Source organism: Pseudomonas sp. LB3P14 (genome assembly GCF_054898045.1).
Window position 1 is genome coordinate 6995251 of sequence record NZ_CM142714.1, and the last position, 12503, is coordinate 7007753.

Below are 12503 nucleotides of genomic sequence, written 5' to 3' on the forward strand. Positions count from 1 at the left end.
GGGGACGCTCCGCGTTCCGCTTCGTGTGTGACGCAGAGCGTCACGGGATGCATTCCCACGCGGAGCGTGGGAACGATCGGATGGAGGCCGGTTAGAGGGTAAAGTCGCCTTCGGCGGCCAGCTCGCTCAGCGGACGACGTGGGCTCGGTTCTTCACGCGCTTGCAGGTAATCCGCCAGCGTCGCCTTATCGCCCAGTTTGCCCACGGCCACCGCCGCGTGCAGCGCATAACCCTCAGGAATGTTCAGCTCTTTGCGGGTCAGTTCCTGGTCGAAACCGGCCATGCCGTGGGTGTGCCAGCCGCTGATGCTCGCTTGCAGCGCCAGATGGCCCCAGGCAGAACCGGTGTCAAAGGTGTGCCACAGCGCCGGGGTTTCTTCGGTAGCGCCAGGCACAGCGAACGTGGTTTTCGAGATCACGATCACCAGCGCCGAGGCGTGTTGCGCCCAGCTGCGGTTGAATTCGTTCAGCAGCCCCAGATAGCGCTCCCAGTTTGGCGTGTCGCGACGCGCGTACAGAAACCGCCAAGGCTGCGAGTTGTAAGCCGATGGTGCCCAGCGTGCGGCTTCAAAGAAGCTCAACAGGGTCTCGATGGGGATCGCTTCACCGGTGAAGGCGCGGGGCGACCAGCGATCGGTGAACTGAGGGTGGATGGCATAATCGGCAACGCGTGGATTAGCACTCATCAAGAGATTCCTGGCTACGTTTGAAAGTGAGGGGCGACGCAAAACCCTACTGGGCGGCGCAACAACTGACAAGTCCCGTTATACCGGCAGTCGCCAATGCTTGGCCCTCAAGGGGCTTGGCACTAGACTGGCGGCCTTTTCACCACCTGATGTTGATGCTTGAGCCATGGCCGCCAAAGTCGAACCGTTCTGGATACGCAAAACCCTCGATCAACTCGATCAAGAGGAATGGGAATCGCTGTGCGACGGCTGTGGCCTGTGCTGCCTGCAAAAGCTCGAAGATGAAGACGACAACAGCGTCTACTACACGCGCATCGCCTGCAAACTGCTGGACCTGAAAACCTGTCAGTGCACTGATTACCCCAACCGTCGCGATTTTGTCCCGGACTGCATCCAGCTCACACCGGGCAAGGCCGATGAGTTCAAATGGTTGCCACCGACCTGCGGCTATCGACTGGTCAGCGAAGGCAAGGATCTGCCGCTTTGGCATCATCTGGTGTGCGGTGATCGCGATGCGGTGCACCACGAACGTATTTCCCAGTCCGGGCGCATGCTCGCCGAAGGCAGCGTGGCCGAAGACGATTGGGAAGACCATCTGATTTTTCGGGCGGGTTAAGCGCCAGGCGTATTAACGTTTCACGAAGGAGTGTGTATGGCTGTGGGATTGCGGCTGGCGTGGGCTTTTGGGCTATTGGCCCTGAGTTCGCCTGTGTGGGCGGCGAAAAAGGTCGATCTGGATTACCACGTTCGCCTGTTGCCGCAAAGTGATCAGGCTGAAGTGCGACTGACCCTGGCCCAGGGTTCGGCAGTGCGCAGTCTGGATTTCGACTTGGGCGACGGCAGCCACTACAGCGACTTCAAGGCCGATGGCCAATGGCAGCTCACGCCAGGCAAACCGGCCCGTGGTGTCTGGCGTCCGGCCGCCGACAAGGCCAGCCTGACTTACCGCGTACGCATCAGCCACGGGCGCAAGAGCGGCAGCTTCGACACCCGTATGACCCCGACCTGGGCGCTGATGCGCGGCGATGACCTGGTGCCGGCAGCCAAACTCGATCAGCAGGATGGCATCGAGTTGGTTTCGCGGCTTGAGTTCGAATTGCCCACCGGCTGGAAAAGCGTTGAAACCGCCTGGCCGCGTATCGGCAAGAACAAGTTCCGGGTCGATAACGTTTCTCGCTTGTTTGACCGGCCCACGGGCTGGATGCTCGCGGGCCACCTCGGCAGCCGTCGCACACGGTTGGGGGAAACCGAAGTCACCGTCGCCTCGCCTCAAGGCCAGGGCATGCGCCGCATGGATGTGCTGACGCTGCTGACCTTTGTCTGGCCGCAAGTGCAGGCGGTGTATCCCCGTCATCCCACCAAACTGTTGATCGTCGGTGCCAACGACCCGATGTGGCGTGGCAGTCTGGGGGCGCGCGAATCGATCTACCTGAACACTCGTCTGCCGCTGGTCAGCGAAAGCGGCACCAGTGCGTTGGTGCGGGAATTGGCTCAGGTGTTCGGGCGGATCAACGACAAGCAGCGCAGTGACTGGATCAGCGAAGGATTTGCCGAGTATTACGCCATCGAACTGGTGCGCCGCGCCGGTGGCATGAGTGACGAACGGTATGAGAGCTTGCAGAAGAAGTTGGCCAAGGACAGCCAGAAGGTCAGCACATTGCGCGGTGAACAGGTCAGTCCGGCGCAGGTCTCGAAAGCGGTCGTGTTATTGCAGGAACTGGACCGCGAAATTCGCCTGAAGACCCGCAACAAGCGTTCGCTGGATGATGTATTGCAAGGGGCGATGCATCTCGAAAGCGTGGATACCAAGGAATTTGTTCAGCTTGCGGAAAGCGTTCTTGGCGAGTCTTCCAAGGTACTGGATACCGAGTTGCTTCAGTGAAACCGCCTTCGCGGGCAAGCCACGCTCCCACAGGTATTGTGTCGATCGCAACATTGGTGGACGACACAATACCTGTGGGAGCGTGGCTTGCCCGCGATGGGGCCATCAGCCTCAGCGAAAATCCGGGATCAAACCCCGGCTTTAGGCGATTTCAACGAATCATTGCCCGTTACCGTGGCGGTATTGGTCGCCGCCTCGGCATTCGCCTTCAATCGATTTAACTCTTCCCCCGCTCGCTGAATCTTCGCCCGCACGTTGTTCATGTCCTGACGGCTTTTCTCCAGCAGGCTTTTCGCCGAACTGTGCCCGGTAATCCCACGCGCCAGGGCCACACCGCCGATCGCCACTTGAATCAACCCGAACACGCCTCCGCGACGCAGGCCCTTGCTGAGCATCACCACGCCGCCGGCCAGTGAACCGATACGTTCCCAACCCTGCACGTTCTGCTCAGTGTGAGTCTGGAACGGGGTGGATTCGATGCGTTCTACGCGTTTGAGCTCGCTCATGATCTGTCTCCTGGCTTCAAGAATAGATAACTAAGCTGACTGCCGAGGCGGGCGGCTTGTTCCATCGGATGTGCGGTGAATCAGCGAAATTTCGCCCCGGAGCGGGTATTGAGTCCCTTGGACAGGCGGTCATAGAGCACGACGTTGACGGTGGCCGCCAGGTTCATGCAGCCGGTGGTCGGGATGTAGACCACGTCTTCGCACCAGTCGCGAATCTCTTTATCCAGCGAGCCGTCTTCCGGGCCAAAAATGTACAGCGCACGGTCCGGGTGGGTGTATTCCGGCAGCGAACGGGCGCCGTCTACCAATTCCACAGCGACCGGAACGCAGCCCAGCGGCAGGATTTTTTTCAGGTCGTCGATGCCGATCAGCGGGATGTCGTAGTGGACTCGCTTGGTGTCGGTGACGAAGTCGGCGGCGCGTTCATAGCGCTTGCCGGTGTAGAACACGGACGCCACGCCATAACAGCCAGCGGCGCGCATCACCGAACCGACGTTCTCCGGTGATTTGGGGTTATACAAACCAATGCAGCTGTACCGTTTGTCTGCCACGAGCGGGTGCCTTCGGGGAAAAAACGGCGATTATACGGGGATTGGGGGAGGGGTGTTCGGTGATCGTTCCCACGCTCTGCGTGGGAATGCCGCTAGGGACGCTCCGCGTTCCGCCTCTAGATGTGACGCAGAGCGTCACGGAATGCATTCCCACGCAGACGGTTCGACGCCTCGACGTGGGAACGATCATGCGGGGCTCAGTCGTCTTTCTTCATCAGGCCCGCCAACGCCGCAAACGGGTTATGCGTCGCCTTGGCGATTTTCGGCGAGCTCAGCGAGCCTTCACCAAAATACTGCTGGTCGGTGTACCGCGAGTGTTCGTTGTCGTGGCAATACAGGCACAACAGCTCCCAGTTCGAGCCGTCCTGAGGGTTGTTGTCGTGGTTGTGGTCGCGGTGGTGCACGGTGAGTTCGCTCAGGCGCTTGCCAGAAAACTCACGGGCGCAGCGGCCGCACACGTGCGGGTACATTTTCAGGGCCTTGTCGCGGTAACCCATTTCCTTGTCGCGCTGGTTGTCAGCAAGGATGCGGTCCAGCTTCGACGTGTTGGACGGAGGTGTTGACGAACTCATGGGTTCACCTTTGTAAAAAGACTAATGACGGTTATGACGTGAGTTTAGCTCAGCCCTTGAACTTCTCGGCAATCCAGATGGTGTGACGGGTGCCTTTGTTGCCGTGGGCGAAGACCTGGACTTCCTCGGCCTTGAAGCCGGCCTTCTTCAGTTTGTCGGAAAACTGTCGGTCAGCGCTCGCGGACCATACGGCCAGCACACCTTTGGGCCGCAAGGCCTTGGCGCAGGCGCTCAGGCCGCCAGCGGAGTAGAGCCAGCTGTTGGCCTTCTGGGTCAGGCCTTCGGGGCCGTTGTCGACGTCGAGCATGATCGCGTCGAAACCTTGCGGCTCGGCTTGCAGCACTTTGGCCACGTCTTCCATGCGAATGACCGTACGCGGGTCGAGCAGCGGGTTCCCGGCTTTCTCGCCCAGCGGTCCACGGTTCCACTCAACCACCCCCGGCACCAGTTCGGCGACGACCACTTCAGCAGTCTTGCCCAGGTTCTTGAGGGCCGAGGCGAGGGTGAAGCCCATGCCCAGGCCGCCGATCAGCACGCGCGAATTCGGCCGGCCGGCAACTTTACGGCACGGGATCTCGGCCAGCGCATCTTCGGAGCCGTGCATGCGGGTGTTCATCAGTTGCCCGCCGTCGCCGCCCTGGATCTTGATGACAAAATCCTCGCCGTATTCGAACAGGCACAAGGCACCGCCATTTTCAGGAATCGGAGTGGTGTCGAGCAGAACGAAACGTTTCATGGGACTCACTTGAGGAGAAATTGGCATAAGAGGAGGAAGGCAAACACGCGCAGTAGGGAGTAGCCTGCAAAAAGACAACAAGGCCAACGGAGCCATTGATGAAGCGCACCATTCTAACGGTCATTGCCTTGGCCGCGCTCTCGATAACTGCAGTGCAGGCCCTGGAGCTGCAAACCATCCCCACCAGCCCCGCGCCGCTGCCCGGTTCGCCCGGCACTGCGACCCCGACACCGTACCCGCAAATCACCCCGACCAGCGTGCCCAAGGTTGGCCCTGGCAGTGGCGGTCCGCCGTTGGTGCCCATTGAAATGCCTAGCCCGCCCAGCAAGGACCAGCCACTGCCGGGGCTGGAGCAAAACCCGTCGAAAGCCAAATCACCCGGCGGTTAAACCTGCTGCGAAAGCAGTTGTCCGTCGGCCATGCGCAGGCGTTTGGAGAGGGAAACGGCAAGGGCACGGATGACTTTGGCGGCGATTTTCGGCGCATCGTTGAGCATCTTTTCCAGCGAATCCTTGCCCAGATTGAGCAACTGGCAATTGCTTGCGGTCACGCAACTGGCCGATCGTCGTTCGCCGTCAAGTACGGCCATTTCGCCGAACGCCCGACCGCTGCGCAACGTTGCCATGGTCACCCGTTGCCCGTCGCTGTTGGTTTTCTGCACCGCCACCTGGCCGGTGTGGATGATGCACATGAAGCTGCCTGCATCGCCCTCATGGAAAATCTCTTCGCCCGAAGCAATGGTGCTGATGCTGAAGTAACCCGATGCCGCGGCAAAGTCTGCCGGCAGCAGTTGATCGAACAGGCCACAGTCCATCAGCCAGTCGCGAATTTCGTTGTTCAGTAAGGTCGGTTCTGACATGTCGTCACGGTCTTTTTTTGTGTCTGTACTATCCGGATTTGGATTCACGCAAACCCATGTGGGAGCGAGCTTGCTCGCGATGAGGCCAGCACATTCGAAACTGATGTTGAATGTGCCACCGCTATCGCGAGCAAGCTCGCTCCCACAGGGGGTGTGTTGGATTGGCCCCGGTGTCTGGTGTTAAGACCAGCACGCCGGGCCAAGTTCCTCAGACGATGCCCAAAACCTTGAAAACAAATGCGTATTCGAGTGCTACGTCACGCAATCCCTGATAACGACCGCTCATTCCGCCATGCCCGGCACCCAATTCGGTCTTGAGCAGCAGAGGATTGGTGTCGGTTTTGGTCGCGCGTAATTTCGCCACCCACTTGGCCGCTTCCCAGTACTGCACGCGACTGTCGTTGTAGCCGGCGATCACCAGAGTCGCCGGATAGGCTTGCGCGGTGACGTTTTCGTACGGGGCGTAGGCCTTGATCCGCTCATAGACGTCCGGTTCTTCAGGATTGCCCCACTCGTCGTATTCGGTGACGGTCAACGGCAGGTCCGGGTCGAGCATGGTGTTCAGTACGTCGACGAACGGTACTTCGGCAATCGCTGCGCCGAACAGCTCCGGCCGCTGATTGAGCACCGCGCCGATCAGCAGCCCACCGGCGCTGCCGCCGCTGATCGCCAGTTGCTGTGAAGCAGTGAAGCCATTGGCGATCAGGTGTTCGGCGCAGGCGATGAAGTCGCTGAAGGTGTTGTGCTTGTGTTCCTGCTTGCCAGCGCGATACCAGGCTTCGCCCAGTTCACCGCCGCCACGCACGTGAGCGATGGCGAACGCCACGCCACGATCCAGCAGACTCAAACGGGCGTGGGAGAACCACGGGTCGAGGCTTTCACCGTAGGCGCCATAGCCGTACAGATAAAGCGGCGTCGGCTTGCCGAGTGCTTCGCGTTTGACGACGAGGCTGATCGGCACTTGCGTACCGTCCGGTGCCGTCGCCCATAGACGCTGACTGACGTAGGCATCGGCGTCGAACGGGCCGAGCACCGGGGTTTCCTTGAGGACTTTCTGCTCGCCGCTGCCCAGCACAAGCTGGCGGATTTGCGCCGGACGGTTCAACGCTTCATAGCGCAGACGGATCCTGTCGCTGACGAATTCAAGACTGTTTTGCACGTGAAGGCTGTAGGCCGCATCCGGTAATTGCACACGGTAGCTCGGCAGGTCTTGCGGATGAACTTCAATCACCGGCAAGCCGCCGACCCGCAGGCTCAGGGTCATGGCCCCGGCGTTGAGGCTCATGCCGTCGATCATCACCGTGTCGCTGTGCGGGATCAGGTTCTGCCAGTCGGCCTCGGTCGGCGCCACGCCGGTGTCTACGGCGTGGTACAGGGCAAAGTTGATGCCGTCGCGGTTGGTGCGAATGAACCAGGCCCACTCGCCATCGAGTGCGCCGTGGTCGACGTCGTACTCATGGTCTTCAACTCTTGGTGCGATACAGGTAAAAGCTTGTTGCGGCTGGAACGCGTCGAGCACCCAGACTTCACTGGTGGTCTTGCTGCCCAGGGACAGCAGCAATTGCTGCTCGGAGCTCGAGCGGTAGCAATGCATGAAGAATCGACCGTCCTGCTCATGGAACACTTCTTCAGCCGCTGTACCGTCCAGCCGATAGCGGAACAGTTTGTGCGGGCGATGCGTCTCGTCCAGCTCGCCGAAGAACAAGGTCAGGCTGTCGTTGGCCCAGGTCATGCTGCCGTCGCAGTCCTGGAATTCCAGTTCGCTGACACGGCCGTTGGACAATTCCTTCACGAACAGCGTGTAAATCTCATCGCCCGTGGCGTCGATGCTGTAGGCCAGACGCTGGTGGTCCGGGCTGATACTGAATGCGCCCAGGGAAAAGAAGCCGCCTTTGGCCAGTGCATTCGGGTCCAGCAGCAGCTGTTCCTGGCTTTCGTCGAGCTGCAGGCTGTCATCGGCCGGGCGCGGGCAGCGGTAGTGACGGGCGTATTCATCACCCGCCGTGGTGCGCGTGTAATACAGGTACGGACCCCAAGGGGAGGGCAAGGACAGGTCGGTTTCGAGAATCCGGGCCTTGATCTCTTCGAACAGGGTTTCGCGCAGCCCGGCCTGATCGGCGGTTTGCGCCTCTTGATAGATGTTTTCCGCTTTCAGGTAGTCGAGCACCGCGTCGGTGTCGCGCTCCTGCAGCCAGGCATACGGGTCGTCGCCTTCGGCCTTGTGGGCAATGGGAGCGTCGGAAACGTTGACGGATAGGGGCATGAAGGACTCTCGAGCGTTTTACGAAATGGGGTTCGCAGACGGCGGGCAAGCCTGACGTGCGAAAAGTCGTTACTATAAGCGCCTCTTTGCCTGCCTTGCCATGGACACCATGACCGAGAACGACTATCTGATCGCTTGGGGCCTCTACGCCTTTGCCGCTTTGGGCTGCCTGTTGGTGTGGATGCGCTTGACCCGCTGGATGTGGCGCTGGCTGCGTGAACCGCTGCGGCTGCTGGTTGCCGTGTTGCTGTTCAGCCCCACCATCATCGACCAGGTGAAGGAAAAGGTCGCTCCGGCCATCGCCATCACTGCCCTTGATCTATTGTTCAAGGTCGGCAACAACGCCTGGCGGGCGGTTTCCGACCTGTTCATGTACGGCATGATCGTCTTCGGCATTTACCTGGTGTTCGTGGCGATTCGGTTCCCTATCGAACGTGCGTCCAACGCTCGCAAGGAACAGGCTGCCGCCGCCAAGGCTGCGGCGCTAGCCGACGAACCGGAAGAAGATCATCCCTTCGGCGGTGCGGGCGATGATCGTTACGGTCGTCCACCGGTGCCGAGCAATCCTCAGCGTTTGCGGGTTGAACCCCGTCTGTAACCTTGCCCCTGCCTTTCAGCGAGAATCCGAGCATGTGTGAGTTATTGGGCATGAGCGCCAATGTGCCGACCGATATCGTGTTCAGCTTCACCGGGCTGATGCAGCGCGGCGGCCGCACCGGTCCACACCGTGACGGTTGGGGCATCGCCTTTTACGAGGGCCGTGGCCTGCGACTGTTTCAGGATCCGGCGGCGAGCTGTGAGTCCGAAGTCGCCAACCTGGTGCAGCGCTATCCGATCAAGAGCGAAGTAGTGATCGGGCACATCCGTCAGGCCAATGTCGGCAAGGTCTGCCTGTCCAACACCCATCCGTTCGTGCGTGAACTGTGGGGGCGCAACTGGTGTTTCGCCCATAACGGCCAGCTCGCCGAGTTTCAACCGATCAAGAGTTTTTACCGCCCGGTCGGCGATACCGACAGCGAAGCGGCGTTCTGCGATTTGCTCAACCGTGTGCGCGCAGCGTTCCCGGAACCGGTAGAGGTCGAAGAACTGCTGCCAGACCTGGTAGCAGCCTGCGCCGAATACCGCAGCAAAGGCGTGTTCAACTGCCTGCTCAGCGACGGCGATTGGTTGTTCTGCTATTGCTCGACCAAGCTGGCGCAAATCACCCGCCGCGCGCCATTCGGCCCGGCGCGCTTGAAGGACGTCGATGTGATCGTCGACTTCCAGGCCGAAACCACGCCCAACGACGTGGTCACGGTGATCGCCACCGAACCCTTGACCGAAAACGAAACCTGGACCCGCTACGAACCGGGCCAATGGAGCCTCTGGCGACGCGGTGAATGCGTCAGCCAGGGCAAGACCGAATAAGGATTGCCCCTCATGTTGCTCAGTTATCTACGGCTGGTGTTGTTTGCGGCGGGCCTGTTGATCGGTGTCCAGGTGCCGGGATTCATCAGCGATTATGCCAAGCGGGTCGAAGCGCATCTGATTGAGGCGCAGACCGGTCTGAGCGGTTTTCAGGGCACTGCCAATCAGTTCTTCAAGGGTGACATGCAGGCGCTGGTGGCCCATTACCGCGCGAGCGAAGACCCGATTTTTCGCAGCGACGCCGACAGCCTGAGCACTTTGCTGACCCGTCAACTGGCCCTCGATAAACAGTTCCAGGCCATGCAGGGCCCGTGGTACATCCGCTTCCTGCAAGTGGCGCTGGCGGCCGACCCGGATATTCGCAAGGAAACCTGGAACGGCTACAGCTACCAGATTCTGCTGACGCCGGAAGCGATGATCTGGGGCATGAGCGGGGCGTTGCTGTTGTCGTTCGGCATTGAATGCCTGTTCCGGCTGATCGACTGGGTGGTGTTGGGCGGCAAACGCCTGCGCCAGAGCCGGCCGATCGAAGATCGGGATGTGCGCGGTCTTTGATTTGATGATCGTTCCCACGCTCTGCGTGGGAATGCAGCCCGGGACGCTCTGCGTCCCATCCAAAGCCGAACGCGGAGCGTCCGTTGAGGCATTCCCACGCAGAGCGTGGGAACGATCATCAGCGCGCGAGGACGATGTAGTTCTCACCCACCTTCTTCGCATACCCGTCCAGCACCTGCTGACACAACGCAACAATCTCCTCGACCCACTCCACGCCAACCCGCCACGACACCACCACCTGCAAATTCGGCGGCCGTTGCTCAATGGCCAGCAAGGTCAGTTCACCCCGCGCCAGTTCTTCGGCCACCAGCACCGGCGGCAACGCGCCAATGCCGAAGCCATCGCGCAGCAAACGGGTAATCGCCGATACCGAATTCACGCAGTTGAGCCGTGGCGCCATGACGCCGTTGGCCTGCATCAAACTCAAGATGTCCTGATGCGGATGTGAGTTTTTCGAGTAGGTAATGATGCGTTCCCGCGCCAGATCGGCAATGCCTGAGTACTCGCGGTTGTAGATCGAATTGCTGGCAACAATCCAGCCCATCGGGTGGCTGGCCAGCTCCAGACTGCGCACGCTTTCCTGGCGCAGCAGGTCGGTTTGCAGGATCAGATCGAGAAAGCCTTTTTGCAGCTGATCGCAGAGGTTGAGTGCGGTATCGGCCACCAGCTCGATTTCCACTAGCGGATAGTGATCCATCATTTGTGCCACCAACGGGCTCAACCAGGTATGGATGACCGTGTCCATCACGCCGATGCGAACTCGTCCGACCTTGCTCGAGCGGGTTTCGATCGACTGCTTGAGGGCTTGCATGGTGTCCATCATTTGCTCGGCGTACTCGAGCACTTTCAAGCCTTCGGGCGTCAGGCTCACGCCACGTGAATCGCGCAGGAACAGCTTCACCCCGAGCTCGCCTTCGAGCACGGCAATGCGGCTGGAAATCGACGCCTGGGTGGTGAAGAGCTTGTCTGCCGTCAGGCGAAAACTCTTGAGTCGGGCGACCCAGACAAAGGTCTCGAGAAACTTCAGGTTCATGGGATTAAGTTTTTCTTATGCCTAGGGCGGGTTTTTATTAGTTGGACGTAGCAGGGCCGGGCGCCCAAAAATCAGGCCATCCGGTTCCCACGATAGGCGTCGTCGGGGCTCAGAACAATACCAATAAAATTAGCGCGGAGATTTGCCATGAGTGCGCCCGACACGCTCGACATCCCCAAAGCCACGGTTCGCCCGGGACCTTTCGACTGGTACCGCAACATCAATAAGCAGGAACGCCGCACCTTCTGGAGCTGCAAGATTGGCTATGGCCTGGACGGCATGGACACCCAGATGCTCAGCTTCGTGGTGCCGACCCTGATTGCGATGTGGGGCATCACCACCGGCGAGGCCGGGCTGATTCACACCAGCACCCTGATCGCCTCGGCCATCGGCGGTTGGGTGGCGGGGATTCTCTCCGACCGCATCGGTCGCGTACGTACCCTGCAACTGACTGTTCTGTGGTTTGCCTTCTTCACCTTCCTCTGCGGTTTCGCCCAGAACTATGAGCAACTGCTGATCAGCCGCACCCTGATGGGCTTCGGTTTCGGTGGCGAATGGACTGCCGGCGCCGTGCTGATGGGTGAAGTGATTCGTGCCAAGGACCGCGGCAAGGCCGTGGGCATGGTGCAATCCGGCTGGGCGCTGGGTTGGGGGCTGACGGCGATTTTGTATGCGCTGCTGTTCTCGGTGCTGCCGCCTGAAGACGCCTGGCGCGCACTGTTCATCCTCGGCATCGTGCCGGCGATTTTTGTGATCTTCGTCCGTCGGTTGGTCAAGGACCCGGAAATCTATCGCGAAGCCAAAGCCCTGCAGGAACCGAGCAACCCGGCGAAGTTTTACGAGATCTTCGCCCCTGGCATCCTCTTCACTACGATTCGCGCTTCGGTGCTGACCACTGGCGCGCTGGGCGGTTACTACGCGATCACCTCCTGGTTGCCGACTTTCCTGAAGAATGAGCGCGGTTTGAGCGTACTCGGCACCGGTGGATACCTGGCGATGGTGATCGTCGGTTCCTACGTCGGCTACGTCATCAGCGCGTATTTGACTGACATCCTCGGGCGTAAAAAGAACTTCATTCTGTTCGCGGTTGGCTCGTTCACCATTGTTTTGCTCTACACCCAATTGCCGGTCAGCAATGGCGTGATGCTCTGGCTGGGCTTTCCGTTGGGCTTCTTCGCCTCGGGGATTTTCAGTGGCATGGGCGCGTTTCTGACCGAGCTGTTTCCGACACGGATTCGTGGTTCGGGCCAGGGCTTTTGCTACAACATTGGCCGGGCGCTGGCGGCATTGTTCCCGCTGCTGATCGGATTGCTGAGCCAGACGGTGCCATTGAGCGTGGGAATCGGTGCCTTTGCGGCGGTGTCCTACGGCGTGGTGATCCTTGCGGCCCTGAGCCTGCCGGAAACCCGTGGCAAGCAACTCGAAGCCCAATAGCTTAATGCCCAGCAACTGAT

Annotated in this window: 15 protein-coding genes; 7 read left to right on the forward strand and 8 right to left on the reverse strand. The window is 60.1% G+C overall.

Annotation, left to right across the window (positions count from 1 at the left end; translation table 11 throughout):
* Positions 1 to 91: 91 nt before the first annotated feature.
* A complete protein-coding gene (locus ACYZT5_RS32160; protein ID WP_462048883.1) occupies positions 92 to 685 on the reverse strand; it encodes a nitroreductase family protein in 594 nt (197 codons plus the stop codon).
* Positions 686 to 851: 166 nt separating this feature from the next.
* Here ACYZT5_RS32160 and ACYZT5_RS32165 point away from each other — a divergent pair, with 166 nt between their 5' ends.
* Both ACYZT5_RS32165 and ACYZT5_RS32170 read left to right on the forward strand, forming a co-directional pair.
* Positions 852 to 1301, forward strand: coding sequence for a YcgN family cysteine cluster protein (locus ACYZT5_RS32165; protein WP_007898698.1), 450 nt, complete (start codon positions 852 to 854; stop codon positions 1299 to 1301).
* Positions 1302 to 1337: 36 nt separating this feature from the next.
* The gene (locus ACYZT5_RS32170) at positions 1338 to 2567 is read left to right on the forward strand and encodes a hypothetical protein (RefSeq protein WP_462048884.1); all 1230 of its coding nucleotides are present in this window, start codon (positions 1338 to 1340) and stop codon (positions 2565 to 2567) included.
* 128 nt (positions 2568 to 2695) lie between these two features.
* On the opposite strand, the gene ACYZT5_RS32175 is transcribed toward ACYZT5_RS32170, so the two are convergent.
* The 4 genes from ACYZT5_RS32175 to ACYZT5_RS32190 all read right to left on the reverse strand — a co-directional run bounded on the left by ACYZT5_RS32175 (position 2696) and on the right by ACYZT5_RS32190 (position 4932).
* Positions 2696 to 3073, reverse strand: coding sequence for a YgaP family membrane protein (locus tag ACYZT5_RS32175; RefSeq protein ID WP_462048885.1), 378 nt, complete (start codon positions 3071 to 3073; stop codon positions 2696 to 2698).
* An 80-nt stretch (positions 3074 to 3153) separates the two neighbouring features.
* On the reverse strand, positions 3154 to 3624 hold the full coding sequence (locus ACYZT5_RS32180) for an RNA methyltransferase (protein WP_129441984.1): 471 nt from the start codon (positions 3622 to 3624) through the stop codon (positions 3154 to 3156).
* 197 nt (positions 3625 to 3821) lie between these two features.
* Positions 3822 to 4196 carry a YajD family HNH nuclease gene (locus ACYZT5_RS32185; protein ID WP_462048886.1) on the reverse strand — a complete coding sequence of 125 codons (375 nt, stop codon included), beginning with the start codon at positions 4194 to 4196 and terminating at the stop codon, positions 3822 to 3824.
* A gap of 49 nt (positions 4197 to 4245) precedes the next feature.
* Entirely contained in the window at positions 4246 to 4932 is a 687-nt protein-coding gene (locus ACYZT5_RS32190) for a spermidine synthase (RefSeq protein WP_462048887.1), read from the reverse strand.
* Positions 4933 to 5030: 98 nt separating this feature from the next.
* On the opposite strand from ACYZT5_RS32190, the gene ACYZT5_RS32195 reads away from it, so the two are divergent.
* Positions 5031 to 5321, forward strand: coding sequence for a hypothetical protein (locus tag ACYZT5_RS32195; RefSeq protein WP_462048888.1), 291 nt, complete (start codon positions 5031 to 5033; stop codon positions 5319 to 5321).
* On the opposite strand, the gene ACYZT5_RS32200 is transcribed toward ACYZT5_RS32195, so the two are convergent.
* Both ACYZT5_RS32200 and ACYZT5_RS32205 read right to left on the reverse strand, forming a co-directional pair.
* Positions 5318 to 5791 carry a cyclic nucleotide-binding domain-containing protein gene (locus ACYZT5_RS32200; protein WP_462048889.1) on the reverse strand — a complete coding sequence of 158 codons (474 nt, stop codon included), beginning with the start codon at positions 5789 to 5791 and terminating at the stop codon, positions 5318 to 5320. The two genes, ACYZT5_RS32195 and ACYZT5_RS32200, sit on opposite strands and share 4 nt — an antisense overlap.
* Before the next feature lie 208 nt (positions 5792 to 5999).
* On the reverse strand, positions 6000 to 8054 hold the full coding sequence (locus ACYZT5_RS32205; protein ID WP_462048890.1) for a S9 family peptidase: 2055 nt from the start codon (positions 8052 to 8054) through the stop codon (positions 6000 to 6002).
* 100 nt (positions 8055 to 8154) lie between these two features.
* On the opposite strand from ACYZT5_RS32205, the gene ACYZT5_RS32210 reads away from it, so the two are divergent.
* From ACYZT5_RS32210 to ACYZT5_RS32220, 3 genes are read left to right on the forward strand one after another with little or no spacing between them, the layout of a single operon-like run.
* Entirely contained in the window at positions 8155 to 8652 is a 498-nt protein-coding gene (locus tag ACYZT5_RS32210) for an MFS transporter (protein WP_462048891.1), read from the forward strand.
* Positions 8653 to 8684: 32 nt separating this feature from the next.
* Positions 8685 to 9461, forward strand: a complete 777-nt coding sequence (locus ACYZT5_RS32215; protein ID WP_046046095.1) for a class II glutamine amidotransferase — start codon at positions 8685 to 8687, stop codon at positions 9459 to 9461.
* Positions 9462 to 9473: 12 nt separating this feature from the next.
* Entirely contained in the window at positions 9474 to 10016 is a 543-nt protein-coding gene (locus ACYZT5_RS32220) for a DUF2937 family protein (protein WP_123366761.1), read from the forward strand.
* Between the two features lie 118 nt (positions 10017 to 10134).
* Here the strand turns inward: ACYZT5_RS32220 and ACYZT5_RS32225 are convergent, their stop codons facing one another.
* Positions 10135 to 11049, reverse strand: coding sequence for a LysR family transcriptional regulator (locus tag ACYZT5_RS32225; protein ID WP_462048892.1), 915 nt, complete (start codon positions 11047 to 11049; stop codon positions 10135 to 10137).
* Between the two features lie 147 nt (positions 11050 to 11196).
* On the opposite strand from ACYZT5_RS32225, the gene ACYZT5_RS32230 reads away from it, so the two are divergent.
* On the forward strand, positions 11197 to 12483 hold the full coding sequence (locus ACYZT5_RS32230) for an MFS transporter (protein ID WP_462048893.1): 1287 nt from the start codon (positions 11197 to 11199) through the stop codon (positions 12481 to 12483).
* Positions 12484 to 12503: the final 20 nt, after the last annotated feature.